Source organism: Paraburkholderia phymatum, from assembly GCF_038900715.1.
Classification (GTDB): Bacteria; Pseudomonadota; Gammaproteobacteria; order Burkholderiales; family Burkholderiaceae; genus Paraburkholderia; species Paraburkholderia phymatum_A.
On record NZ_JAYMRZ010000001.1, the window covers coordinates 659288 to 684887 of the forward strand.

Genomic DNA, 25600 nt, shown 5'->3' on the forward strand with positions numbered 1-25600 from the left:
CAGCGGCAAGCCGCGTGAATCAGATCGTCGCGCCTTCCAGTTCGCTGATCATCTTCTGCATTTCGGCGCCGCCTGCCATCATGTCGAGCACTTCATCTTTCGTGATGGTTTCCTTCGTGAAGGTGCCCATCGACTTGCCGCGATTGAGCAGCGTGAACGAATCGCCGATCGGATACGCATGGTGCACGTTGTGCGTGATGAAGATCACGGAGATGCCTTTTGCGCGCGCCTTGTGGATCAGCTTCAGCACGTTGAAGCTCTGCTTCACGCCGAGCGCCGCAGTCGGTTCGTCGAGAATCAGCACGCGCGCGCCGAAGTGAATCGCGCGCGCAATCGCGAGACACTGCCGCTCGCCGCCCGACATCGTGCCGATCGGCTGATGCGGGTCGCGCACCATGATGCCCATTTCGGCGAGCTTGTCGCGTGCAATGCGCGCGCTCGTGTCGAGGTCCATCACGTTGACGAGACCGAAGAGCTTTTTCTGCGGCTCGCGTCCCATGAAGAAGTTGCGCGCGACCGACAGCAGCGGCACGAGCGCGAGATCCTGATACACGGTCGCGATGCCGAGGTCGAGCGCGTCGCTCGGCGATTCGAACATCACCTTCTTGCCGTCCACCAGGTAGTCGCCGGAAGAGGGCTGGTGCACGCCCGCGAGCGTCTTGATGAGCGTCGACTTGCCCGCGCCGTTGTCGCCGAGCAGGCAGTGCACTTCGCCGCGCTTCAATCGAAGCGTGACGCCCGAGAGCGCGATCACCTTGCCGAAATACTTGCTGACGTTTTCGAGCGACAGAATGATGTCGTCTTGCTTGAGAGTGTCGGACATGGCCGTTTCCTCGTGTCGGGTGCGATGGCGTGATGACGATTGCAAGATCACGGCCGTGTCACGATTGGGACACGCGGCGCCGCACATAGTGGTTGAACAGCACCGCGATCAGCAGCATCACGCCGAGGAACACGCGGAACCAGTCGGAACTGACATTCGTATAGGTGATGCCGATCTGCACGACGCCGAAGATCAGCGCGCCGAAGCAGGCGCCCACCACCGAGCCGTAGCCGCCCGTCAGCAGCGTGCCGCCGATCACCGCGGCAATGATCGCCTCGAATTCCTTTTGCAGGCCACGGTCGGCGGCGGCCGAGCCGATGTCGCACACTTGCAGCACGGCGAACAGGCACGAGCAGAAGGCCGTCAGCACGAAGAGGGAAATTTTCACGCGGCGCACGGGCACACCGACGTTCTTCGCGGCGTTCGCATCGCCGCCGACTGCGAGCATCCAGTTGCCGTAACGCGTCTTCGCGAGCACGAATGCGCAGATGGCGGCGAGCCCGAACCACCACAGCAGCACTTTCGGAATGCCCGGCACGAGCGGCTGGCCGTTGTCGAGCAGCGAGCCGATGCCCATGTGCGCGAGGCTCGTGAAGAGGGCATGCAGCGCGACGCCGTGGAACAGGAAGTTTGTCACGGGGTCGGCCTGCGCGAGATCGCCGACGCCCGAGATGATCGTGCGGTCCGCGACCATGATCGACAGTGCGAGCGTCAGGCCGCGCAGGATGAAGAGGAACGCGAGCGTCACGATGAACGACGGCAGGCGCGTGCGCATCACGAGGTAGCCGTTCAATGCGCCGAGCGCCATCGATCCGGCGAACGCGAACACGATCGCAGCCCATATGGGCCAGTGAAAATAGACGGCGGGTATCGCGACCATCATGCCGGCGAAGCCGATCATCGAACCGATGGACAGATCGAACTCGCCCGCGATCATCAGCAGACAGGCGCCGACGGCGAGAATGCCCAGATACGCGGACACCTGCGACCAGTTCATCACGCCATCGAGATTGAACATCCCTGAGCCGCTCGCGCCGATCGCGAACACGAGGAACACGAGCACGGTGCCCGAAATCGCGGCGAATTCCGGCCGGTTCAGCAGATGTCCGAAGAACGATTCCTTTCTGATTCGCTCGTCGGCTGCCGGGGCCGAAACCGACTGCGACGACTGCGACGAATGCGCGTCGTTGCCCGCCGCGTCGTGACGATGCGAAGGAAAGTGTTTGCCGGCTACGCCCATGATGTCTCCTTTGTGGACCCGGGTCGGCGCGTGTACGCCTTGCCCGGGTCCCATGCAAGCAATTGCGGTCGACGGTAGCGGGTGCGTGAGCGCCTGTTCCCGTCACATGCACGATAGTTGCTGAATACCCGGCTTCGCTGCGCGGTTCACTCATGAGAGTGGCGAGAGTGCGCAGAAGGCCGGTCAATCTCGCGGTCGGGGCGCCCGACGATGGCGGCCGCAGCTTGCACGTGAAAAATGCGGAAGTGCGAACGTGCGAACGTGCAACAGGCCGCCGGGGTCGCGCATTGGCTGGCGCGCCCGGTACCGCGTATGACCAGGTAAAAGGTCAGTCGGTTAGCGGTACTGGCCCGCGTACTTGACGACCGTGTCGATATTCGCCTTCGTGATGAAACCCGGACCGGAGCGAATGTTCTTCGGCCCATACGACGGTTCGAGGCCGTATGTTTGCAAGCGAGCCTTGAACTTCGGATTGGCCTCCAGAATCTGCCTGATCTTCGCCGGGTCGGTCGTGTGCTCCTTCTTCACGATCGCGAGCACGGCGACGGGGATATAGCCCTGCAGATACGGTTGCTGGTCGATCGCAAAGGCAATCGTGCCCGCCTGGATGCCCTTCGCGATGTCATCCGAGAAGTCGAACGTGCAGAAATAGATCTTGCCAGCGAGGCCCATCTGCTGCACGGCCTTCAGCGACGCCGACGCAGGCGTCGGGCCGAGCGTCAGGATCGCGCCCGTGTTCGGATGGTTGCGCAGATACGCGCTCACCTTCGACTGGATTTCGGTCGGGTCCTGGCCGGAATCGATCGTCGAGCTCTTGTAGTTCACGCCGAGCGCATCGGCGAAGCCACGGCAACGCTCGAACGAAACGGCGTTGGTCGCGAAGTGGTTCACGCACAGGAACGACTTCACGCCCGCTGCCTTCGCCTTCTCGCCCGCCGCCTTGCCCGCCACGTATTCGGGCTGGCCGATGTGCATGATCGCGCCGAGCTTCTCGCTTTGCTCTTCCGTGCCGGAGTTGATCGTGACGAGCGGGATCTTCTTCGCCGTGACCTTGCCGATCGAGCTCTTCAGCACGTCGAAGTCGGCGATGGTGACGATCACGCCATCGTAGTTGCGCGCCGCCGATTGCTCGATCAGACGCGACATGTCGGCGATGTCGCCGTTGGGCGGATTGCGGTAGTCGGTTTCGACGTTGAAATCCTCGTCGGCCTGCTTGATCGCATTCTTGATCGTGTTCCACCACGAATCGGAGTCCGGCGCGTGACTGATCAGCACGAAGTGAGCGTCGGCCGCCTGTGCCGCCGGCGCCGTCATCGCGCCGATGCCCGCCGCCAGCGTAATGGCGGCTGCCAGAACCTTGAACGAAGCCTTGCCCTTGCAAAGTCTCATTGTCTCCACCTTTCTCGGTCTGTTCGTTTTTGAGGGGAGCGTCTGACGCTTTGCGAGGTGATGCCGGCCCGCCGTTGCGTCATCGCTCAGGACCAAGAGTAGGCCAACTTTTCGAGAGTTGCAATGAAAATTTCATGTCAAAGAAAAATGGAAAATCCATTCCATTTGCTTTCGGTTATGCCTATACTCCGCATCGTCGGGATAGCGCGTCGACGTTGCCGCGAACGCTTGCGGGACGCGGTTTTGCGCTGCAAAAAGCACTGAGGTCAGGACTATGGCGGAAGACAGCACAGAAGAATTGCCGAGCGTCGATGAATTGATGCAACGCATCGCGGAGAACTATGAGTCGCTGCCGCGTCAGTTGAAGAGCGTGGCAACGTATATCGAGCAGCACCGGTCGAGCGTGATGGTCGATCGCACCAGTGACATCGCGCTGAGTTGCGGCGTGCATCCGTCCGCCGTCGTGCGCTTTGCGCAGCGTTTCGGCTTTTCAGGCTTTTCGGATCTGCAGGCGGTGTTTCGCCAGGCGTACACGACGCAGGGCGCGTCGTCTCAGAGCTATCAGCAGCGCATTCGCAAGCTGATCGACGAGAAGCCGGGGCGGCTGTCGGGCGGCAGCGTCGCGCGCGAATTCATGGCCGCGTGCCGCGACGGTCTCGACGAGCTGGAACGTTCGCTCGACGACGCGCAATTCGACGCCGCCGTGAAGATGCTGCAACAGGCCGAGAACATCTATGTGGTCGGCGTGCGGCGCTCGTTTCCTGTCGCGAGCTACATCGTCTACGCGTTGCAGCACACGCCGAAGCGCGTGCATCTCGTGTCGGGCTTCGGCGGGATGTACCGCGAGCAGATTCGCAGCGTGAAGAAGGGCGACGTCGTGATCGCGATCAGCTTCGCGCCCTATGGCAAGGAGACGCAGTACTGCCTGCGCGTCGCGCATCACCATCAGGCAAAGACACTCGTCATTTCGGATAGCCAGTTGTCGCCGCTCGCACGCTACGCGACGACGCAGCTGTATGTGAAAGAGGGCAGCGCGTTCGCGTTCCGCTCGCTGACCAGCACGATCTGCCTGTGCCAGGCGCTGTTCATCGCGCTCGCGTACAAGCTGGAACTGAACGTAGAAGAGTCGACAGACACTGGAGGATACGATGACTGATGTGGCAGGCAAGACGATCGACGTGGCTGTGTTCGGCGCGGGACGCATCGGCAAGATTCATGCGTCGAATCTCGCGCGGCAGCCGGGCGTGCGGCTCAAGTATGTCGTCGATGTGAATCGCGACGCGGCAGCCGCGCTCGCCGCGCAATACGGCGCGCAGGTCGCGGATGTCGACGGCGCGATGGGCGATGCGTCGGTCGGCGCGACCGTCATCTGTTCGAGCACCGATACGCACGCCGAGCTGATCCTGCAATCGGCCGCGCAGAAGAAGCACGTGTTTTGCGAAAAGCCCGTCGATCTGACGCTGGAACGCGCGCGCGCCTGCGCCGATGCCGTCGCGAAAGCGGGCGTCGTGTGCATGATCGGCTTTCAGCGGCGCTTCGATCCGACCTTCGCCGCGCTGAAGGCGCGCCTCGATGCGGGCGAGATCGGCACGCCGGAAATGCTCGTCGTGACGAGCCGCGATCCCGGCGCGCCGCCCGTCGAGTACATCAGGCACTCGGGCGGTATCTTCAAGGACATGCTGATTCACGACTTCGACATCTTCCGCTGGATTCTCGACGACGAAGCCGACACGCTGCACGCGACGGGCAGCTGTCTGTCCGATCCCGCGATCGCCGATGCCGGCGATATCGATTCGACAGCCGTGACGATCCGCACGAAGCGCGGGCGTCTGTGCCAGATCAATACGGCGCGGCGCGCTGCGTATGGTTACGACCAGCGCTTCGAGGTGCTCGGCAGCGACGGCATGCTGCAGGCGGGCAACGTGCGTCCGACGCAAGTGTCCGCGTACTCGAAGACGGCCGTCTCCAGCGACGTGCCCGAGCACTTTTTCCTCGAACGCTATCGCGCCGCGTATGCGCTCGAAATCGCGCATTTCTTCGAGGCCGTCACGCAAGGCAAGCCGGTGCGCACGACGGTCGCCGACGGCATGAAGGCGCTCGAACTCGCGGAGGCCGCGACGCTTTCGTGGCGCGAAGGGCGCGCCGTCAAGCTCAACGAGGCGCTGTGATGAGCGCGGGGCCTTTGCGTATCGGCGTGGTGGGGCTGGGGCGGCTCGGCAAGCGGCATGCGGAGAATCTCGCGTATCGCGTGTCGGGCGCGGCGCTCGTGGCCGCGTGCAGTCCCGTCGAAGCGGAGCGGACGTGGGCGCGCGACACGCTGCCCGCGCCGCGCGTCTACGACGACTATCACGCGCTGCTCGACGATCGCGACGTCGATGCCGTGTGGCTCGTCACGCCGTCCGCGCTGCACGCGCAGCAGATCATCGATGCGTTGCGTGCGGGCAAGCATGTGTTCTGCGAAAAGCCGCTGTCGCTCGATCTCGCCGAGTGCGAGCGCGTGATCGAAGAGGCGCGGCGTCATCCGCAGTTGCACGCGACGATCGGCTTCATGCGCCGTTTCGATCCGAGCTATCGCAACGCATTCGAGAAGATCGAGGCGGGCGCGATCGGGCGGCCGTTCATGGTGCGCTCGCAGACCTGCGACCAGAACGATCCCGAAGGCTTTTTCGTGCGCTTTGCGCCGAACTCGGGCGGCATCTTTCTCGACTGCACGGTGCACGACATCGACGTCGCGCGCTGGCTGCTCGGCATGCCGAACGCGAAGCGCGTCTATGCGAGCGGCGTGGTCGCGCTGCACGAGGGCCTGCGCGAATTCGGCGACGTCGATAACGGCGTCGCGATCTGCGAGTTCGAAGGCGGACGCATCGCGATGTTCTACGCGTCGCGCACGCTCGCGCACGGCAACGACACGGGCAGTGAAGTGATCGGCACGGCGGGCGCGCTGTATATCGGGCGCAATCCGCGCATGAACCGTGTCGAGATCGCCGACGCGAGCGGCATCCGCAACGAGTGCACGCCGACGTTCTTCGATCGCTTCGAAGAGGCGTTCCTGTGCGAAGCGCAGGCGTTCGTTGCCGCAGTGAGGGAAGGGCGGCAGAGCGGCGCGACGCTCGCGGACGCGATGGAGGCGACGCGCATCGGCTATTCGCTGCGCGAATCGCTCGCAAGCGGACGGGCTGTCGATCTGTAAGCGAAGCGCGCGCATCGGCTGTCTGACTGTCGCGGCCTGGGCGCGCTCGAAGCGCATGCGTTAGAATTTGACCCTCTGCATGGCGCCGCTTCCGCGAATATTCGAGCGGAACACGGGCGCCGCCTCACGAAGGTCATCGTCGATGGAAATTCAGATTCACAAGGAAGTCGATGCGCGCGGCTTGAAGTGCCCGCTGCCCATTCTGCGCGCGAAGAAAGCGCTGGCCGACATGGAAAGCGGCCAGATTCTCAAGGTGCTCGCCACCGATCCCGGCTCGCAACGCGATTTCGCCGCGTTCTCGAAGCAGACGGGCAACGAGATCGTCGAGTCGTCGACACTGCCGGACAAGGTGTTCGTGTTCCTGATGCGGCGTCGCTGAGGCTTCGCGGGTGAGGTACGCGGGCAAGATGCGCGGGTGAGATACGCGGCTGCATTTCGACGTCTCGCGTTACAAGCTCATGAAAAAAGGCGCTGCGTTCCCGAGGGGCGCAGCGCCTTTTTCTTCCTGCTTGCATGACGGCCCGCCGTGCTGCTCGCACGCGGGCCGAACGTTCGATCAGCCTTCCAGCACGGGCGAACGGGTGCGCAGATACTCTTCGAAGTCCGCGGCCACTTCCGGGTGGCGCAGCGCGAATTCGACGGTCGCTTTCAGATAGCCGAGCTTGCTGCCGCAGTCGAAACGCGTGCCGTGATACCTGTACGCGAGCACCTGCTCATCGGCGAGCAGCGACTGGATCGCGTCCGTCAGTTGCAGTTCGCCGCCCGCGCCCGGCTTGAGCGCGCGGATGTGATCGAAGATGCGCGGCTTCAGCACGTAACGGCCGACCACGCCGAGATTCGACGGCGCGACTTCGGGCGCCGGCTTCTCGACGATGCCCGACATCTTGATGATCGCGTCTTCCCACTCCTTGCCGTCGACGATGCCGTACGACTTCGTCTCCGACGGCGGAATCTCTTCGACGCCGATCACCGAGCTGTGATAGTGATCGAACACCTCGATCATCTGCTGCATGACGGGCGGCTTGCCGTACAGCAGGTCGTCCGCGAGGATCACGGCGAACGGGTTGTCGCCGACCAGCTTTTCCGCGCACAGCACCGCGTGGCCCAGACCCAGCGCCTCCGGCTGACGCACGTAGAAGCAGTCGACGTGGCTCGGCTTGATGCTGCGAACCAGTTCGAGCAGCTTCGCCTTGCCGCGCGCTTCCAGCTCGGCCTCGATTTCGTACGACTTGTCGAAGTGGTCTTCGATCGCGCGCTTGCTGCGGCCCGTCACGAAGATCATTTCGGTGATGCCGGCCGCCATCGCTTCTTCGACTGCGTACTGGATCAGCGGCTTGTCGACGATAGGCAGCATCTCCTTGGGGCTCGCCTTCGTGGCTGGAAGAAAGCGCGTACCGAGACCCGCGACCGGAAAAACTGCCTTAGTAACTTTTAACATGTGTGTACCCTACGTCCTCTGGTTTGGAATGCGTGGAGGCGCCGCTTGGCGCGGCACGCATGGGGCGTAAATCAGGCCGGCAAGCGCGACAGTTGTGCCGTCAGCTTGCCAATCGTGGTCTGGTATTCTGCCAGCCTTTTTTGCTCCTGCTCAACGACCGCCGGCGGTGCTTTTGCAACAAAGCTCTCGTTCTGGAGCTTGGCGTTACATTTCGAAACCTCTGCATTCAGTCTTGCGATTTCCTTTGACAGGCGTTCGCGTTCGGCGGCGACATCGATTTCCACCTTCAACACGAGCTTGTCCGTTCCTACGATAGCAATTGGCGCGCCATGCGCCTGTGCATCGAGCGTTGCCTCGTCCGCGATGATCTGCACCTCGGACAAACGTGCCAACGCCTGGGCGTAGGGCGCGAACGACGCGAGCCGCGCGGCGTTGCCCGTCACGAGCAGCGGCACCTTCGTTGCCGGCGACAGGTTCATCTCGCCACGCAGATTACGGCATGCGTCGATCACGGCCTTCAGATCGGCGGCCCATTGCTCGGCCGTTTCGTCGATCTTGCGCGGCTCCGCGATCGGGTAGGGCTGCGTCATGATCGACGCCTCGCCTTCCGCCTTGCCTTCAGGATAGCTGTCCGTGAGCGGCGCCACCTTTTGCCACAGCGCTTCCGTGATAAACGGAATCACAGGATGCGCGAGCCGCAGCACCGTTTCGAGCACACGCAACAGCGTGCGGCGCGTGGCGCGCTGCTGTTCCGGCGTGCCCGTCTGGATCTGCACCTTCGCGAGTTCGAGATACCAGTCACAGTATTCGTCCCACACGAACTTGTATAGGGCGTTTGCCACATTGTCAAAACGATAATCCGCGAAGCCTTTTTCGATTTCGGCTTCGACGCGCTGAAGCAGCGACACGATCCAGCGGTCGGCCTGCGAAAAGTCCGTGTAGCCGCCCGGCCCGCAATCGCCGGGCTGGCACGCGCCCGGCTTCGAGAAGCCGCAGTCGTGGCCTTCGCAGTTCATCAGCACGAAGCGCGTTGCGTTCCACAGCTTGTTGCAGAAGTTGCGATAGCCTTCGCAGCGCGCGAGGTCGAAGTTCACGTTGCGGCCGAGCGTCGCCATCGACGCCATCGTGAAGCGCAGCGCGTCCGTGCCGAACGCGGGAATGCCTTCGGGGAATTCCTTGCGCGTTTTCTTTTCGATCGACGCCGCCTGCTTCGGATTCATCAGCCCGGTGGTGCGCTTCGCGACGAGCGCATCGAGGCCGATGCCGTCGACGATGTCGATCGGGTCGAGCGTATTGCCCTTGCTCTTCGACATCTTCTGGCCTTCGGCGTCGCGCACGAGGCCGTGCACGTAGACCGTGTCGAACGGCACCTTGCCGGTGAAGTGCGTGGTCATCATGACCATGCGCGCGACCCAGAAGAAGATGATGTCGAAGCCGGTGACGAGCACCGACGACGGCAGAAACGCTTCCAGCTCCCGCGTCTCGTTCGGCCAGCCGAGCGACGAGAACGGCACGAGCGCCGACGAGAACCACGTGTCGAGCACATCTTCGTCACGCTTCAGCGCGCCCTTGTAATCCTTCGCATCGGCTTGCGCGCGTGCTTCCTCTTCCGTCTTCGCGACGAAGATCTCGCCGTTCTCGCCGTACCACGCGGGAATCTGATGACCCCACCACAGCTGACGCGAGATGCACCAGTCCTGGATGTTTTCGAGCCACTGGTAGTACGTGGTCGTCCAGTTCTCCGGCACGAATCTGATCTGGCCGTTGCGGACCACGTCGAGCGCCGTTTCGGCAATCGACTTGCCCGGATTGAACGTGCCTTCGGGCGCCGGCTTGCTCATCGCGACGAACCACTGGTCGGTGAGCATCGGCTCGATCACGACGCCCGTGCGGTCGCCGCGCGGCACCATCAGCTTGTGCGGCTTCACCGATTCGAGCAGCCCGAGCGCTTCGAGATCCGCGACGACCTGCTTGCGTGCATCGAAACGATCCATGCCGCGATATTTTTCGGGCGCGTTGTCGTTGATCTTTGCGTCGAGCGTGAGGATTTCGATCTGCGGCAGCTTGTGGCGCTGGCCGACCTGGTAGTCGTTGAAATCGTGCGCGGGCGTGACCTTCACGACGCCCGTGCCGAACTCGCGATCCACGTAGTCGTCGGCGATGATGGGGATTTCGCGGTTCGTCAGCGGCAGCTTCACGGTCTTGCCGATCAGATGCGCGTAGCGCTCGTCTTCCGGATGCACCATCGCGGCGACGTCGCCGAGCATCGTTTCGGGGCGCGTCGTCGCGACGGTCAGATGGCCCGAGCCGTCGGCGAGCGGATACTGGATGTGCCACAGATGGCCGTTCTCTTCCTCGCTGACCACTTCGAGATCGGACACGGCCGTGAGCAGCACCGGGTCCCAGTTGACGAGGCGCTTGCCGCGATAGATCAGGCCCTGTTCATACAGACGCACGAACACGTCCCGCACGGCGGCCGACATCTTGTCGTCCATCGTGAAGTATTCGCGTGACCAGTCGATCGACGCGCCGAGGCGCCGCACCTGGTTCGTGATCGTCGAGCCGGATTGCTGCTTCCATTCCCACACGCGCTCGACGAATTTTTCGCGGCCGAGGTCGTGGCGCGAAACGCCTTGCGCGTCCAGTTGCCGTTCGACGACGATCTGCGTCGCGATGCCCGCGTGGTCCGTGCCCGGCACCCACAGCGTGTTTTCGCCGAGCATGCGGTGATAGCGGGTCAGGCCGTCCATGATCGTCTGGTTGAACGCGTGGCCCATGTGCAGCGTGCCCGTGACGTTGGGCGGCGGCAGTTGAATCGAGAAGTTCTTGCGGCCCGGTTCGAACGCCGGAGCGGCGTAGCCGCGTTTTTCCCATTCGGGGCCCCAGTGGGCCTCGATCGTCTGCGGCTCGAAACTCTTGGCCAGCGTGCTGTCGCTTGTCGTCATCGTCAAAATCTGCCGGAAAATACGTGGAAAGATGCCCGAAACCCTGAATTATAAAGGGTGGCGCGAGGCGGCGGTCCGCGCGGGCTGTTGCGCGCGCTCAAGACAGGGGCAAGGCGGGCTCGGGATGGGGCGCAAGACAGCGCGTCAGACGGGACGCAGGACAGCGAGCAAGGCAGGGCACGATCAGACGCACGATCAGGCGCGCGATCCCGGCGGAATCGACGACCGGCAGCCCCACGCGCATCTGCGGCGCACCAGGCTCGGAGCGTCGCGGTCTTATAATGACGGACCACCCGCCGCAATCGTCGTTTCTTCTCGTCATCCATGCCCGAACTGCTCGCGAACCTGAACCCCGAACAACACGCCGCCGTCACGCTGCCGAACGAACCGGCGCTCATTCTGGCGGGCGCAGGCAGCGGCAAGACGCGCGTGCTGATCACGCGGATCGCGTGGCTGATCCAGCACGGTCTCGCAACGCCTGCAACCTTGCTCGGCGTCACCTTCACGAACAAGGCCGCGCGCGAAATGATGTCGCGCCTGTCGGCGCTGCTCCCCATCGATACGCGCGGCATGTGGATCGGCACGTTCCACGGCCTGTGCAACCGGATGCTGCGCGCACATCACCGCGACGCGGGCTTGCCGCAGACGTTCCAGATCCTCGACACGGCGGATCAGCTTTCGGCGATCAAGCGCCTGATGAAGGGCCTGAATATCGACGACGAAAAATATCCGGCGAAGAACCTGCAGTACTTCATCAACAACGCGAAGGAGCAGGGGCTGCGTCCGAAGGACGTTGACGCTTCGGACAACTTCAACCGCAAGTTCGTCGAACTGTACGAAGCGTACGACCAGCAATGCCAGCGCGAAGGCGTCGTCGATTTTCCGGAACTGCTGCTGCGCTGCTACGAGCTGCTGTCGTACAACCCGCCGCTGCGCGCGCATTATCAGGCGCGCTTCCGCCACATTCTCGTCGACGAGTTCCAGGACACGAACAAGCTGCAATACGCGTGGCTCAAGCTGCTCGCGGGCGAGCACAACGCGATCTTCGCCGTCGGCGACGACGATCAGTCGATCTACGCGTTTCGCGGCGCGAACGTCGGCAACATGCGCGACTTCGAGCACGAGTTCAAGGTTCAGCATCTGATCAAGCTCGAGCAGAACTACCGTTCGCACGGCCATATTCTCGATGCGGCGAATCAGCTGATCGCGCACAACGCGCGGCGTCTCGGCAAGAACCTGCGCACGGACGCGGGCCACGGCGAGCCGGTGCGAGTCTACGAGGCGGCGACGGATTCGCAGGAAGCCGGCTGGATCGTCGAAGAGATTCGCGCGCTGATCAACACGGGCCTGTCGCGCAGCGAGATCGCCGTGCTCTATCGAAGCAACGCGCAGTCGCGAACGATCGAACATACGCTCGTGAACGTCGGCATTCCGTATCGCGTGTATGGCGGCCTGCGATTCTTCGAGCGCCAGGAAGTGAAGCACGCGCTCGCGTATCTGCGCCTGATCGACAACCCGAACGACGACACCGCGTTCGCGCGCGTCGTCAATTTCCCGGCGCGCGGCATCGGCGCGCGCTCGATCGAACAGTTGGCGGACGCGGCGCGCCTGTACAACTGCTCGATGGCGGCGGCGATTCCGTATGTGACGGGCAAGGCGGGCACGAGCCTCGGCGGGTTTGCGAACCTGATCGCGAGGATGCGCGCCGAAACGGCGCAGATGAGCTTGCCCGAAACAGTCGAGCACGTGGTGCGCGCGAGCGGCCTGTCTGAGTTCTATCAGAACGAGCGCGAAGGTCAGGACCGGCTGGAGAACCTGCAGGAACTGGTGAACGCGGCCACGGCCTTCGTCAGCGAGGAAGGCTACGGGCTCGACACGCCCGCGCGCTCGATTCCGCTGCGTCCGGGCGCGACGGCCTCACCGGAACTCGCGGTCGCGACCGACGATCCCGGCGTCGACGTGCTCGACGCCGCGAATCCCGCCGACCCCGCGCAGAACCCCGACACGATGACGCCGCTCGCGGGTTTCCTGTCGCACGCGTCGCTCGAAGCCGGCGACAACCAGGCGCAGGCCGGCCAGGAAGCGGTGCAGCTGATGACGGTGCATGCGGCGAAGGGCCTCGAATTCACGGCTGTGTTCATCACCGGCCTCGAAGAGGGGCTGTTTCCGCACGAGAACAGCGCGATCGAAGCGGACGGGCTCGAAGAAGAGCGCCGCCTGATGTACGTCGCGATCACGCGCGCGAAGGAGCGGCTGTATCTGTCGTTCGCGCAGAGCCGGATGCTGCATGGCCAGACGCGCTACAACATCCGCTCGCGCTTCTTCGACGAACTGCCGCATGAAACGCTCAAGTGGCTCACGCCGAAAGTCGAAGCGGGCGCGCGCTGGGGCGGCCGCTCCGACAATGCGGGCTGGGGACGCGACTGGTTTGCGCGGCCCGATCGCCAGCAGGGTTATCAGGGCCGCGAGAGCTACGCGACCACCAATGCGCCGCTGCCCGCGTTCGCGAACGAGCAGCGCGCGGCGGAATCGGGCTTCCGCATTGGCCAGCAGGTGTTCCACACCAAGTTCGGCGAAGGCACGATCACGGCGCTCGAAGGCGGCGGCGCCGACGCGAAGGCGCAGGTCAAGTTCAAGCGGCACGGCGAGAAGTGGCTCGCGCTGGCCGTTGCAAAACTGCAGGCGGTCGAATGAGCGCGCCGTTGCCTTTCGAAGCGACGATTTCGCGTCGTCCGCTCGCCGTGATGGCGGCGCTCCCCCAGGAACTGGGCGATCTCGTCGCGGCGATGCGCGCTGAAGGCGGCGTCGAAACCGTCACGCACGGCAAGCGCGACTATCACGTCGGCACGGTGCACGGCGCGCCGTGCGTCGTGACGCTTGCGCGCGTCGGCAAGGTCGCGGCGGCCGCCACTGTGAGCGCGCTGATTCACGAGTTCGAAGTCGAAGCCGTCGTGTTCACCGGCGTCGCGGGCGGCGTCGGGCCGACGGTGCGGATCGGCGATATCGTCGTCGCCGAATCGCTGATGCAGCACGATATGGATGCGTCGCCGCTGTTCCCGCGCTTCGAGGTGCCGCTGCTGGGCATGTCGCGCTTCGACGCCGACGCGCCCTTGACGACCGCATTGGCGGCCGCGTGCGAGCATTTCATCGACGAAGAGGGTCCCGCGCTGTCGCAGCGGTTCCTGACCGAGGCGCTGCCGAGCGTGCATCGCGGCCTGATCATCAGCGGCGATCAGTTCGTCGCGAGCGCGACTTCCGTCGATCTGCTGCGCGCCGCGTTGCCCGACGCGCTCGCCGTCGAGATGGAAGGCGCGGCCATCGCGCAGGTCTGCTACGAATACGGCGTGCCGTGCGCGATCGTGCGGACCATTTCCGACACAGCGGACGCGCATGCGCCCGCGTCGTTCGTGTCGTTCCTCACCGAAATCGCGGGCACGTATTCGAGCGGGATTCTCAGGCGGTTTCTCGCGGCGCGCGGCTAACACGAAACCAGGAAGCGCGCCGCTTTTCGCTCGGCGCTCAGCCGCCTCGCGTGCCTGTGCCGCCGGGCGTGACGGCATCGCGGATCTGCTGCAACGCCAACGGATCTTCGATCGTCGGCAGGTCGCCCGGGTCGCGGCCTTCGGCGAGCGCCGCGATCGCGCGGCGCAGCAGCTTGCCCGAGCGCGTCTTCGGCAGCATCGATACGAGCACGACATGAGCCGGCCGCGCGATTGCGCCGAGCTGGCGATCGACGGTCGCGCACAGCTCGGCTGAGAGCTTCGCGCGCGCATCGTCGGATTCGTACGCGGGCGCATCGCGCACGACGACGAACGCAATCGCCGCCTGTCCCTTCACCTGATCCGTTACGCCGACGACGGCGACTTCCGCGACGGCCTTGTGGCTCGACAACGCCTCTTCGATTTCGCGCGTGCCGAGGCGATGGCCCGCGACGTTGATGACGTCGTCGGTGCGGCCGAGGATCGTCACATAGCCGTTCTCGTCCTGGATGCCCCAGTCGAACGTCGAGTACACCTGCTGGTTCGGCACGCTTTCCCAGTACGTCTTCACGAAGCGCGCGTCGTCGCCCCACACCGTCGACATGCAGCCCGGCGGCAGCGGATAGCCGAGCGTGATCACGCCTTTCTCGCCGGGCGGACAGGGCTCGCCCGTGTGCTCGTTGCGCAGCGTCAGGTTGTAGCCGTAGCAGGGCACGCCCGGCGAGCCGAGCTTTTGCGGCAGCGCTTCGACGCCGCGCTGGATCGCGAGGATCGGCCAGCCGGTCTCCGTCTGCCAGAAGTTGTCGACGACGGGCTTGCCGAGCGAATCGGCGATCCATGCAGCCGTCGGTTCGTCGAGCGGCTCGCCGGCCAGAAAGAGCGTGCGCAGGCTCGACAGATCGGCTTGCTTCAGCAATGCCGGGTCCTGCTTCTTGAGCACGCGGATCGCGGTCGGCGCGGTGAACATCAGGTTGATCTTGTACTGCTCGACGAGCCGCCACCAGATGCCGCCGTCGGGGCGGATCGGCGTGCCTTCGTACATCACGGTCGTGAGACCCGCGATCAGCGGCGCGTAGACGATATAGCTGTGGCCGACTACCCAGCCGACGTCGGACGCCGTGAACATCGTGTCGCCCGCCTTGCCTTCGAAGATGTATTCCATCGATGCCGCAAGCGCGACCGCATAGCCGCCGACGTCGCGCTGCACGCCCTTCGGCTTGCCCGTCGTGCCCGACGTGTACAGCACATACGAAGGCTCCGTCGATTCGAGCCATTCGCATTGAACGTGCGCGTCGAAGAACTGTTCGCGCAGCGGCTCGTACGCGACGAGATACGGCGCGTTCAGCTTCTCGGGCGTGAGTTGCCGGTCGATCAGCAGCACCTTCAGCGTCTTGTGTGTCGCGCGCGCCAGCGCTTCGTCGACGAGCGGCGTGTAGTCGATCACCTTGCCCGCGCGCGCGCCGGCGTCGGCTGTCACGATTAGCACGGGCTTCGCGTCGTCGATGCGCGCGGCGAGATTCGGCGCCGCGAATCCGCCGAACACGACCGAGTGGATCGCGCCGAGCCGCGCGCACGCGAGCATCGCGAACACGGCTTCGGGAATCATGGGCAGATAGATCAGCACACGGTCGCTGCGCCCGACGCCGAGCGAGCGCATCACGGCCGCCATCCGGTTCACTTCCGCGTGCAGTTCGGCATACGTGTAGCGCCGCTCGATGCCCGTTTCCGTCGACACGTAGATCAGCGCGTTCTGTTGCGCGCGCTGCGCGAGGTGCCGGTCGATCGCGTTGTGACAGAGGTTCGTCCGTCCGCCGACGAACCAGCGCGCGAACGGCGGATTCGAGCGGTCGAGCACGGTATCGAACGGCGTTTCCCAATGGATGCGCTGCGCTTCGTCGCGCCAGAAGTCTTCGGGGGCCTCGATCGAGCGGCGGTGGAATTCGCGGTAGGTGGTCATCGGCGGCGATCCTTCGGGCTGCGTGGGTGAGCGGACGAATGAACGGCTGTGGCGGTGAGGCGGCGGGCGAACGGCGGCGGGGTGAACCCGTTGGGGCCTTTGTGGCGAACCCCTTGGCCGGTGCATGCGCACGTCAGCACAGCATAGAGCAGGCGCGGGCTCGCGGACAACGGGGGTTCACCATGAGCGCTGCAGTGCACGATTCGTCGAACGTCGCGCCGTCAGCTGCAAAAAGAAAGGCGCCGCGATGAGCGGCGCCTTGTCGAGGCCTGGCGTCGAGCCGGATGGCTGCGGCGATTTAGCGCGTGCTTAGCCCTTCATCCTCTTGCCCTCTTCCCCTCGATATCGGGCAGAAACACCGTCAGGATGCCCAGCAACGGCAGGAACGAGCAGACCTTGTACACATACGCGATGCTCGTCGAGTCGGCGAGCTGGCCGAGCACAGCCGCGCCGATGCCGCCCAGGCCGAACGCGAAGCCGAAGAACAATCCCGCGACCATGCCGACCTTGCCCGGAATCAGCTCCTGCGCGTAGACGAGAATCGCCGAGAACGCCGACGCCAGCACGATGCCGATGATCACCGTCAGCACGCCCGTCCAGAACAGGTTCGCGTACGGCAGCAGCAGCGTGAACGGCGCGACGCCGAGAATCGATACCCAGATCACGTACTTGCGGCCGATCCGGTCGCCGACGGGGCCGCCGATCAACGTGCCCGCCGCGACGGCCGCGAGGAACACGAACAGATGGACCTGCGCGGCCTGCACGGGCAGGTGGAACTTGTCGATCAGATAGAACGTGAAGTAGCTGTTGATGCTCGTCAGGTAGAAGTACTTCGAGAACACCAGCAACACGAGGATGCTCATCGCGAACGCAACCTTGCCGCGCGAGAGCGTCGCGTGCGGAACGTGGCCCCCGCGCGCTTTCTTCGTCGCGGGATGCTGCTTGTACCAGCGGCTGATGTGCGTGAGCACCAGCATGCCGACGAGCGCCGCCGCCGAGAACCACGCGATGCTGCGCTGTCCGTGCGGAATCACGATCAGCGCGGCGAGCAGCGGCCCGAGCGACGAGCCCGCATTGCCGCCCACCTGGAACAGCGACTGCGCGAGACCATGCTTGCCGCCCGACGCCATCCGCGCGACGCGCGACGACTCCGGATGGAACACCGACGACCCGCAGCCGACCAGCGCCGCAGCGACGAGCAGCACGCCGAAATTCGGCGCGACCGACATCAGCAGCAGACCCGACAGCGTGAAGCCCATGCCGACGGGCAGCGACCAGGGCTTCGGATGCTTGTCCGTATAGATGCCGACGAGCGGCTGCAGCAGCGACGCCGTGATCTGATACGTGAGCGTGATCAGGCCGATCTGCCCGAACGACAGCGAGAAGTTGTCCTTCAGCATTGGATAGATCGCAAGGATCAACGACTGGATCATGTCGTTCATCAGATGCGAGAAGCTGATCGCGCCGAGGATCGAATAGACGGTGCGCGCCTGCGGCTTGCCTGCCGGGGCGGAAGCTGAAGCGGTGGCGCCGGAAGCGCCGGCGGCGCCAGCCAGGGCGCCTTTGTCGAGGCTGGATTCCATGTGGTCGGTCTGGAGAGTGTGTGACTCGGGATGCCGGGGCCGGCGGTCGGGGGGAGCCGTCGGCGGCGGCCGATGTTTTTAGCGTTTGATGAAGTGTAGTGTGTCTCCCGCCAATTGTCCGGACAAGTTTTGTCGCGAACCGGACACGCGATTCAGATGAGAATGCCTGTTTCCGGTGCGGGCGGCTTGCGTGAGCACTGTCATGGAGCGCCCTTCGCGCCGCCGACATTCCCGCCAGCCGATGAGGCAGGTCAGCGCGAAGCGCCGGAAGGCGCGCCGGGCGAATTTTGGCCGTGTATAAATCCGGCGCGGCGCGCGGCCCACGAAGCGGCGCGCCGAGGACCGGGCGACGACAGGACGGCGGGCCTCAAGAACACCGCTCGCGATGCCGTCAACACGGAGAGATAAGAAGGCATGCCGGAACCGACCTTTCCGGTTGTTGTTAGTCATGTGGGGACAGGAAATATGAAAGCAGTTTCGCTGGGTGGCCAGCCGGGCGCGGGGTTCGTACCGGATGGCGAAGCGGCCGGTGAGCCGGCGCGTTCGGGGCAGCGGGCAGCGGGCGGCAAGCCGCGCGGATGGTCCGTGAAGACGACGTTGCGCTTCGCCTTCGCCGTGCTGCTCGTCGGCACGCTGGCGATCGGCGTGTTCTCGCTGGCCCAGATCAGCCGGCTCAACGGCCAGATGCGCTCGATCTACGACCAGGGCCACGTCGCGAGCCGGGCCGCCGAGGAAGCGCGCGGCTATCTTCTGCGCGCGAGCCGAGCTCAGAAGATGCTGCTGACGGCGACGACCGCGAAGGAACGCGACGAACTCGGCGCCGACATCGACAGGGGCCTGGCGGGTCTGTCGGCCGAACTCAACACGCTCCAGCAATACGCCGATTCCGCCGACGTCGCCGCGCAGCAGAAGAAATTCGCCGACGCAATCGGCGTGTGGAGCGGGCATCTGCGCGATTTCGTGACGCTCGTGAAGGCGCAGCCGCTCGACCTGTCGCAGATGAACTGGCAGGTCGGAACGACCGACGTGTCGCTGCTCGTCGAGACGGGCAAGCTCGAAAAGCTCGTCGACGAACTCGTCGCGCAGCGCGGCAAGGCGGCGAAGGCGACCATCGACGCGTCGTCATTCATCTATCAGTCCTCGTTCGTGATGATGGCCGTGATGACCGTCGCGCTGATCGTGCTCGCGTTCGTCATCAGCGAATGGGTGGTGCGGCGTCTGTCGCGCCAGCTCGGCGGCGAGCCTGTGTACGCGAAGGAGATCGCGAGCCGCATCGCGGCGGGCGATCTGTCGAACGACATCGTGCTCGGCAAGCGCGACAAGTCGAGCATGCTGTTCGCGCTGCGCGACATGCAGGACGGCCTTTCGTCGACGGTCGCGCATATCGCGGCGAGCGCCGAGGCGATCGCGTCCGCATCGGGTGAGATTTCGATGGGCAATCTCGATCTGTCGCAGCGTACCGAGCAGCAGGCGATGGCGCTCGAGCGCACGGCGAGCAGCATGGAAGAGCTGACGTCGACGGTGCGTCAGAACGCGGACAACGCGAAGCAGGCGCGCACGCTGGCCGACAATGCGTCGGCGATCGCGGAGAAGGGCGGCGAAGTGGTGAGCCGCGTCGTGTCGACGATGGGTGAGATCAACGACAGTGCGAAGAGCATCGGCGACATCATCGGCGTGATCGAAGGGATCGCGTTCCAGACGAACATCCTCGCGCTCAATGCGGCCGTCGAGGCGGCGCGCGCCGGCGAAGAAGGCCGCGGATTCTCGGTGGTGGCGGGCGAAGTGCGCAACCTCGCGCAGCGCAGCGCCGCCGCGGCGAAGGAGATCAAGGGCTTGATCAGCACGTCGGTCGAGCGCGCGAGCAACGGCTCGCAACTCGCGCAGGACGCGGGGCAGACGATGGACGAAGTCGTCAAGGCCGTGAAGCGCGTCACCGACATCATGGGGGAAATCTCGGCGGCTTCCGCCGAGCAGAGCTCCGGAATCGAAGAGATTAATCTCGCCGTTTCGCAGATGGATGCGGGGACACAGCAGAACGCCGCGCTCGTCGAGCAGGCGACGGCGGCGGCTCGGGCGCTCGATGATCAGGCGCAGGCGTTGAAGGCGGCGGTGGCGAAGTTTTCGCTGCGGGAGTGACGCCGAAGCGGCGATGTACGAAAAAATCTCAGCGTATGATTTTTTCGTACAGAGACGAAAAAGCATACGAAGAATTTAAAATATTATTACTTTTCAATGAGTTACATCCGTCGTGTACGATTTCTTGACTCTGTACGATTTTTTCGTACACTACTCAGAAATCGTACAAAAGGTGCCGGATGATCTCGCGACCCGACGTTCTGTCGATAACCGGGCAGCAAATTCTGGCTGGAGCGTGTCGTGCGTTCCAGTCTTCGACGCGCATTTACAAGGCTAAACCGCTCGCCGCCTCCAGAATCAGCCCGGAGGCCCACGGCGCCATCCAGTTCGATATCGACGGCAAGAAGCTGGTGATGCCCGTTCATCTGGCATCTCGCGCCAACCGCGCCAATGTTCTTCTCGTCTCCGACCGCCTGCAATCCGCCCGTGTCGACGGCCGTCCGCTCATGCTGGTCGCGCCCTATGTCGATCCCGACCTGGCAATGGATCTGATCGATCGCAACATCCCTTTTCTCGATGCGGTCGGCAACACGTTCATCCAGGAGCCCGAGGCCACGATCATGATCATGGGTCGCCCGCGACTGCCGTGGGCGACGGGCACGCAGACTTCGCGGTCCACGACCAGCAAAGGCTTGCAGGTCATGTTCGCGCTTGCCACGCAACCGGGTCTCGCGAGCGAGCCATACCGCAAGATCGCGGAGGCTTCGGGCGCAGCCTTGAGCACGGTGAATCAGGCGGTCGACGATCTGCTGGCGCGTGGTCTGCTCGTCACGCGCAAAAACGGCGAGCGGATCTTTCCGGACTGGCAGAAATATGTCGATGAATGGGTGAGCCTGTACCCGACGCGCCTGAGGCCGAAGCTGGCATTGTCGACGTACACTGCCACGTCGCCGGACTGGTGGCGTGCGTTCGACTTCCTCAAGTTCGACGCCCGGCTTGGCGGCGAGGCCGCGGCGGATCTCGTTACGCAGGAACTCAAGGCGGTTCGCGTGACGATCTACGCGCGTCAAAACCTCGCTGCGGATTTTCTGAAGGAGGCGCGGCTGCGTCCGAGTCCCGACGGCGAAGTGGAGGTTCTTGCATCTTTCTGGCGCGAACCGGCCGATTTTGGATGGGACACGTCGCCGTCACTTCCCGTCGTGCATCCGTTGCTTGTGTACGCCGATCTGATCGCATCCGGAGATAGCCGGAATCTGTCCGTCGCGAAGCACGTGTACAAGCGCTACGTCGGAAATCTTCATGCTTAGAGTCAGCGAAGAACGTCCCATGCACCCCGCCACTTCGGCGCTGCTCAGACGAGTCTGCGAGGCCACGAAGCGTTTGGGCACGCCGTTCGTCGTCGCGGGCGCAACGGCGCGCGACATCGTTCTCTGGCATGTCCACGGCATCCGGGCCGAGCGAGCCACGCGTGACGTCGATGTGGCCGTCTGCGCAGTGAACTGGGAGTCGTACGAGGTGCTGATCGGCGAACTCGTGAACGTGGAGGGCTTCCGTCAGGACCATCGCGCTCCGCAGCGGCTGTTGTTCGCTCACGCCGACACGGGCATGACGATCCCGCTCGACCTGGTGCCGTTCGGCGACATCGAAGTACCGAAGGGTTCGATCGCGTGGCCACCCGAAGGGGAGTTCGTTCTCACGGTGCTCGGCTTCAGCGAGGCCGTCGACACGGCGTCCCAGATCGAGATCGAAGCCGGTCTGGTGGTGCCCGTCGTCACGCTCCCGGCACTGACGCTGCTCAAACTGCTAGCCTGGGAAGACCGCAGACGGCAGGAAAACAAGGACGCGTCCGACCTCCTGCTCATTCTGCGAAGTTATCTGTGGGCGGGTAACGAAGAGCGCGTGTGGACCGATGCAGCCGATCTGATGGAAGCCTATGCGTTCAACGACTCGACCGCTTCGTGCGCGCTGCTCGGACGTGACGCGCGCAATCTTGCGTTGCCGTCGACGCGTGACAGGATTCGCTCGCTGCTCGGCGACGAACGCACTTACCGGACGCTTGTGAGAGACCTTCTGGCACGCGCGGCCGCCGTGCCGTTCGAAGAGGGCTTTGCAGACAAGCTGGAGGCGGAAGTCGACGCGTTCCGCGATGGCTTCATGGCCGAGCCGTGAAACGGGGCGTCGCTCACAAGGAAGGCGTCACCACGACAGTACACGTCGTCCCTGCGGAAAGCAGCACGCCGTCCGGCACCGAATCGATCTTCACCCGCACGGGCACGCGCTGCGCCAGTCTCACCCAGTTGAAAGTCGGATTCACGTCGGCCAGCAATTCACGGCTTTCCGGATTGTCCCGGTCGTAAATCCCTCGCGAGATGCTTTCGACGTGGCCCTTCAGCGTGCCGCCGCTCATCAGCCGGATATCGGCCTTGTCGCCGATCTTCACGTGAGGCAGCTTCGTCTCCTCGAAGTACCCATAAACCCAGAACGAGTGGCTATCGACGATAGCGAGCTTCGCTGATCCCGCAATCGCATAGTCGCCGCGATAGACGTTCAGGTTCGTGACGTAGCCGTCGACGGGCGACACGACGCGAGTCCGTTCGAGATTGAGCCTGGCCGCATCGAGCGCGGCGAGTGCCTGCTGATACTGCGCCTCGGCAGCCGTTGCGGTGTGCGTCGCGTTCTCGCGGCTTTCCTTCGATACGACGAGGCTGTCCATATCCGCGCGACGCTTCGCATCGTCACGGCGCATCTGCAACTCGGCCTTGCGTGCGGCGACGGCGGCCTGCGCCTGCTCGACGGCGATCTGATAGTGCGACGGATCGATCTGCATCAGCAGATCGCCCTTGTGGACGAACTGGTTGTCGCGCGCCGGCAACTCGACGACGGCGCCCGACACATCGGGTGCGATGTTCACGACCTCGGCGCGCACGCGGCCGTCGCGCGTCCACGGCTCGTCCATGTAGTGCACCCACAGCGTACGCCCGATCAAGATCGCGACGACGAACACGATGGCCGTCGCGATAAACCCAATGATGTTTCTGATAGTCATGATTCGACTCTGGTCAACGATAAACGGCGAGGCCCAATACGCCGCACACACACACGAGCAGGCTCGCGCGGAACAGGGACGGGTGCCATACGACGCGGTACACGCCCGTATAGGCGATCACGCGATCCAGCACCCACGTGATCGCGGCGCCCGCAATGAACAGCAGCACGATCGCGGGCATGTACGCGTCGAGGACGGCGATCTCACGTGGCATGGGGAACTCCTTGTGGCGCGTCGCCGCTCGCATCGGCATCGCCGGGTTGCCCCAGCGGCGATTGCGGATCGAGCAGCGCGCTCCGGATGAAATGCAGGTGGCTCAGGATGCGTTGCAGCTGATGACGCTCTTCGCGCGGCGGCGTCAACGTCGCGAGCGTCTGCTGGACGGCGGCGATCGCTTCGGCCGTCGCGGCGAGCGCGTGGTCGAGACGCCCGGCGCGCGGCCGCGCGAAGAGCCGCGCGATTGCGTCGCACGTCGAGCGCAGCGTCACGCGCCACGGCATCGACGGCGCGTAGCGCGCATCGCGCGGCAGCGTCGCGATTTCGCTGCGCAAGTCGATCGCCGCGTTGCCGATTTCCAGCACCGCGAACATCCAGCGCATCGTGTTGCGCTTCACGTCGGGCTCGTTCGGCGCGAGCGCGTTGATCTGGTGCATCAGGTCGCGCGTGCCGCTCTCGAAGCGCGCGCGCAGACGCCACAGACGTTCCCACCGTGCTCCGATGTGGCCGCGGCACGCGAGCACCACCTGAGCGCGGAGGTCGTTCAGCAGACGGTTGCGCAGCCACGGCGTCGACGGCGGTAACAGCACGGCGAACGCAATCGACGCGACCAGCATCGAGATCACGAGCGCGAGCGCATCGTTGATGAAGCTGCTCGGGTCGTAATGAATCACGTTGTCGGGGCCCGCGAGGAAGCAGAAGAAGATGCAATAGCCGACGCCATAGCCGGCCAGCTTCGGGCGCGTCGTCATCCATACGCCGAGCGCGAGAAACGGCGTGAGCGCCGCGCACAGCAGCGGAAAACCGTCGATATGCGGATAGATGCCGAACGTAACGACCATCGCGAGCAGCGACGACAGCGTCGTGCCGGCCGCCATCTGGAACACGGTGCGCGTCGGATTCGGCGACGACGACGCCAGCGCGCAGACGGCGGCTGCGTCCAGCGTGAGCGTCGCGCCGCTCGGCCAGGCGGTGGCGATCCAGAAGGCGCCGAGTAGCGACATCACGATTGCCGCGCGCAGACCCGCGACGCCCGCCGCGATGCCGTTCGTCTTCGGCTCGTAGCGCTCGATCCAGCGCTCGCGTTCGTGCGTCGCGACGGCGAGCGACGCGTAGGTCGCCGCATACGCGTGCAGATCGTCGACGAAGCGGTACAGCAGTTCCGCGCCCGTGTCGAAATCGAGCAAGGGCACGTCGGCGTTGCCTTCCAGTTCGGCGCGCGTCGTCCGGACGCGCTTGGGCAGTTCGGTCTTGTAGGTTTCGAGCTGCGCGGCGGCGTGCGCGGCGTCGGCGGCTGTGAGCACGGGCTCGCCCGATTTGCTCAGCAACGGCGCGATCTCGCGGAAATACGGTTCGAGCGCAGCCACGGCGGCCGTCGCGCCCGCCGCGCGCAAGCGGTTCATCAGCTGATGCAGCGCGTGAAAGCGCGTCGATACCGTCATGAACTCGCTGTTCAGGCGCGACAGACGGCCGGTGCGCATCCGCGAATCGGGGCTCTCGAAAACGGCGGCGCTGCGCACGGCTTCGAAGCCCACGATGTCCGCGACGAATTTCGCGTTCGTGTCCTCGATGCGCGTGCGATCGGCTTTGCCCGACAGCGCTGCGCACACATAGTCGACGAACGACGAGAAGCGCGCGCGCACCGTGCTGCGCATCTGCTCGCCCGCGTGCTCGGGAAACACCAGTGCGCTCACGACGCCCGAGCAGACGATGCCGACCACGACTTCCGCGACCCGCGTGAGCGCCGTCATGAACGCGCCGTCGGGATGCTGCGAGGCGGGAATGCCGATCAGCGCCGCCGTGTAGCCCGCCAGCACGAAGCCATACGAGCGGAAGTTGCGGTTGCGCGCGGCGCCCGCCGTGCAGATGCCGACCCAGATCGCCGTCGACGCGATGAAAAGCTCGGGCTGCTGCGCGAACAGGCCGATCAGCGCGAGCATCACGACGAGACCGATCAGCGTGCCGCAGATCCGGTAGAAGCTCTTCGCGAACACCATCCCGCTTTGCGGCTGCATCACGATGAACACGGTCGTCATCGCGGTGCGCGGCTGCGGCAGGTCGAGCCGCATCGCGATGCCGAGCGCGAGAAAACATGCGGCGAGCGCCTTGAAGAGGTAGATCCACGTGCGGCCGTCGGTGCGCGCCCAGTCGACGAACGCGGCGTAGAGCGCGCCGGGTGTCTGGGGCGTGCGGGAGACGGAATGGTTGGTGGACATCG

At 64.5% G+C, this 25600-nt stretch carries 20 protein-coding genes; 9 read left to right on the plus strand and 11 right to left on the minus strand.

Annotated elements, in window-relative coordinates; translation table 11 throughout:
• Positions 1-19 precede the first annotated feature (19 nt).
• From VSR68_RS03010 to VSR68_RS03020, 3 genes are all read right to left on the minus strand, one after another.
• A complete protein-coding gene (locus tag VSR68_RS03010; protein WP_342932936.1) occupies positions 20-823 on the minus strand; it encodes an ATP-binding cassette domain-containing protein in 804 nt (267 codons plus the stop codon).
• Positions 824-881: 58 nt separating this feature from the next.
• Positions 882-2063 (minus strand): ABC transporter permease, encoded by a 1182-nt coding sequence (locus VSR68_RS03015; RefSeq protein WP_342938352.1) that lies wholly within the window; start codon positions 2061-2063, stop codon positions 882-884.
• A gap of 336 nt (positions 2064-2399) precedes the next feature.
• A complete protein-coding gene (locus tag VSR68_RS03020; RefSeq protein WP_342938353.1) occupies positions 2400-3452 on the minus strand; it encodes a sugar ABC transporter substrate-binding protein in 1053 nt (350 codons plus the stop codon).
• Positions 3453-3726: 274 nt separating this feature from the next.
• Here VSR68_RS03020 and VSR68_RS03025 point away from each other — a divergent pair, with 274 nt between their 5' ends.
• The 4 genes from VSR68_RS03025 to VSR68_RS03040 all read left to right on the plus strand — a co-directional run bounded on the left by VSR68_RS03025 (position 3727) and on the right by VSR68_RS03040 (position 7021).
• A complete protein-coding gene (locus VSR68_RS03025) occupies positions 3727-4608 on the plus strand; it encodes a MurR/RpiR family transcriptional regulator (protein WP_087733641.1) in 882 nt (293 codons plus the stop codon).
• Positions 4601-5620, plus strand: a complete 1020-nt coding sequence (gene iolG, locus VSR68_RS03030; protein WP_342938354.1) for an inositol 2-dehydrogenase — start codon at positions 4601-4603, stop codon at positions 5618-5620. Before VSR68_RS03025 ends, iolG begins: the two co-directional genes overlap by 8 nt.
• The gene (locus VSR68_RS03035; protein WP_342938355.1) at positions 5620-6642 is read left to right on the plus strand and encodes a Gfo/Idh/MocA family oxidoreductase; all 1023 of its coding nucleotides are present in this window, start codon (positions 5620-5622) and stop codon (positions 6640-6642) included. The genes iolG and VSR68_RS03035 overlap by 1 nt, the downstream gene beginning before the upstream one ends.
• Positions 6643-6790: 148 nt before the next feature.
• On the plus strand, positions 6791-7021 hold the full coding sequence (locus VSR68_RS03040) for a sulfurtransferase TusA family protein (protein WP_087733718.1): 231 nt from the start codon (positions 6791-6793) through the stop codon (positions 7019-7021).
• A gap of 177 nt (positions 7022-7198) precedes the next feature.
• On the opposite strand, the gene galU is transcribed toward VSR68_RS03040, so the two are convergent.
• Both galU and VSR68_RS03050 read right to left on the minus strand, forming a co-directional pair.
• Positions 7199-8080 (minus strand): UTP--glucose-1-phosphate uridylyltransferase GalU, encoded by an 882-nt coding sequence (gene galU / locus VSR68_RS03045; RefSeq protein ID WP_342938356.1) that lies wholly within the window; start codon positions 8078-8080, stop codon positions 7199-7201.
• Between the two features lie 71 nt (positions 8081-8151).
• Positions 8152-11025, minus strand: coding sequence for a valine--tRNA ligase (locus tag VSR68_RS03050; RefSeq protein WP_342938357.1), 2874 nt, complete (start codon positions 11023-11025; stop codon positions 8152-8154).
• Positions 11026-11349: 324 nt separating this feature from the next.
• On the opposite strand from VSR68_RS03050, the gene VSR68_RS03055 reads away from it, so the two are divergent.
• Entirely contained in the window at positions 11350-13719 is a 2370-nt protein-coding gene (locus VSR68_RS03055) for a UvrD-helicase domain-containing protein (protein ID WP_342938358.1), read from the plus strand.
• Complete coding sequence (locus tag VSR68_RS03060; RefSeq protein WP_342938359.1) at positions 13716-14507, plus strand: 5'-methylthioadenosine/adenosylhomocysteine nucleosidase; 792 nt, start codon at positions 13716-13718, stop codon at positions 14505-14507. The genes VSR68_RS03055 and VSR68_RS03060 overlap by 4 nt, the downstream gene beginning before the upstream one ends.
• 37 nt (positions 14508-14544) lie before the next feature.
• Here the strand turns inward: VSR68_RS03060 and VSR68_RS03065 are convergent, their stop codons facing one another.
• The 3 genes from VSR68_RS03065 to VSR68_RS03075 all read right to left on the minus strand — a co-directional run bounded on the left by VSR68_RS03065 (position 14545) and on the right by VSR68_RS03075 (position 18494).
• Positions 14545-16461 carry a propionate--CoA ligase gene (locus VSR68_RS03065; protein ID WP_342938360.1) on the minus strand — a complete coding sequence of 639 codons (1917 nt, stop codon included), beginning with the start codon at positions 16459-16461 and terminating at the stop codon, positions 14545-14547.
• A 317-nt stretch (positions 16462-16778) separates the two neighbouring features.
• Positions 16779-18044 carry an MFS transporter gene (locus tag VSR68_RS03070; protein WP_342938361.1) on the minus strand — a complete coding sequence of 422 codons (1266 nt, stop codon included), beginning with the start codon at positions 18042-18044 and terminating at the stop codon, positions 16779-16781.
• A gap of 78 nt (positions 18045-18122) precedes the next feature.
• On the minus strand, positions 18123-18494 hold the full coding sequence (locus VSR68_RS03075) for a hypothetical protein (RefSeq protein ID WP_342938362.1): 372 nt from the start codon (positions 18492-18494) through the stop codon (positions 18123-18125).
• 15 nt (positions 18495-18509) lie between these two features.
• On the opposite strand from VSR68_RS03075, the gene VSR68_RS03080 reads away from it, so the two are divergent.
• The 3 genes from VSR68_RS03080 to VSR68_RS03090 all read left to right on the plus strand — a co-directional run bounded on the left by VSR68_RS03080 (position 18510) and on the right by VSR68_RS03090 (position 22289).
• Complete coding sequence (locus VSR68_RS03080; RefSeq protein WP_342938363.1) at positions 18510-20180, plus strand: methyl-accepting chemotaxis protein; 1671 nt, start codon at positions 18510-18512, stop codon at positions 20178-20180.
• A 179-nt stretch (positions 20181-20359) separates the two neighbouring features.
• The gene (locus VSR68_RS03085) at positions 20360-21427 is read left to right on the plus strand and encodes a type IV toxin-antitoxin system AbiEi family antitoxin (protein ID WP_342938364.1); all 1068 of its coding nucleotides are present in this window, start codon (positions 20360-20362) and stop codon (positions 21425-21427) included.
• Positions 21428-21446: 19 nt separating this feature from the next.
• Positions 21447-22289, plus strand: coding sequence for a nucleotidyl transferase AbiEii/AbiGii toxin family protein (locus VSR68_RS03090; RefSeq protein ID WP_342938365.1), 843 nt, complete (start codon positions 21447-21449; stop codon positions 22287-22289).
• Positions 22290-22302: 13 nt separating this feature from the next.
• On the opposite strand, the gene VSR68_RS03095 is transcribed toward VSR68_RS03090, so the two are convergent.
• Genes VSR68_RS03095 through VSR68_RS03105 form a run of 3 tightly spaced genes read right to left on the minus strand, consistent with a single transcriptional unit; the run spans position 22303 to position 25598 of the window.
• A complete protein-coding gene (locus tag VSR68_RS03095; protein WP_342938366.1) occupies positions 22303-23166 on the minus strand; it encodes an HlyD family secretion protein in 864 nt (287 codons plus the stop codon).
• Positions 23167-23179: 13 nt separating this feature from the next.
• A complete protein-coding gene (locus VSR68_RS03100) occupies positions 23180-23380 on the minus strand; it encodes a DUF1656 domain-containing protein (RefSeq protein WP_087733654.1) in 201 nt (66 codons plus the stop codon).
• Positions 23370-25598 (minus strand): FUSC family protein, encoded by a 2229-nt coding sequence (locus VSR68_RS03105; protein ID WP_342938367.1) that lies wholly within the window; start codon positions 25596-25598, stop codon positions 23370-23372. The genes VSR68_RS03100 and VSR68_RS03105 overlap by 11 nt, the downstream gene beginning before the upstream one ends.
• Positions 25599-25600: the final 2 nt, after the last annotated feature.